The 730-nt window shown below is 61.0% G+C and carries 1 protein-coding gene; it reads right to left on the reverse strand.

All coding sequences use genetic code 11. From position 1 onward, the window contains the following. Positions 1-117: 117 nt before the first annotated feature. Positions 118-309, reverse strand: a complete 192-nt coding sequence (locus tag BG61_RS38735; RefSeq protein WP_028208872.1) for a hypothetical protein — start codon at positions 307-309, stop codon at positions 118-120. Between the last annotated feature and the right edge of the window lie 421 nt (positions 310-730).

Raw genomic sequence — 730 nt, forward strand, 5'->3', positions numbered from 1 at the left:
CGATCCTGCATCGCATACTGCAGCTTCTGGCTCTCCAGATTGTGGCTGACCTGGTAGGCCGACGACTGGCGCACGTACAGCATGGCCTTGCGCGTCAGATGCTGTGCCCGAATCTTGTCACTCATCGCGCACCTCCGGCTCGTGTACGACGGCGAACAGCCCGCGACGGTGTTGCCGCAGCAGTTGCGCCAGCAAACGCACCGTCTCCTGCCGAACCTCCTGCGGCAGGTGCGTCCACTGTGGCGTCTTCGGAAAAGGATGAAACAGGTCGAGTTGAGCGCCCGGTTGCGGGCTGGTCTGGCGTCGCATCAGCACCTCCTGTACGGAGCAAAGGATGGTGCTCGGCTTGTACCATACCGCGTTGCCCGGCAGCAGGAGCCTGCGCCAGCAGGTGCTTCAATTCTCTCAATGCTTCACAGCTGACGGCGGGAGACGTTGCCGAAGTAATGCGACAGCAGGCAACGGGATCGAACATCCATTGCGGCACCTCCAGCAAGCCCGCCGTGTCGAACGGTTCTCGCGCACAGCGCAGCACTGACTCGGCGTTCTTCCTTTCTATCGTGGTGAAAATCCATACCGTGTGCCCGTACCACGGGTGCCAACGATAGAGAACTTCCCTTGACTCGGTGATATGGGCGTTGTGTTGACGGCTTGTACAACCGGAAACGGCCCCATTCGAGCCTGGCGGATCAGACGCCGGATGAGGCATACTTCGCGACGCTGCCTGCGA

Origin of the sequence: Caballeronia glathei (assembly GCF_000698595.1) — a bacterium.
Lineage (GTDB): Bacteria > Pseudomonadota > Gammaproteobacteria > Burkholderiales > Burkholderiaceae > Caballeronia > Caballeronia glathei.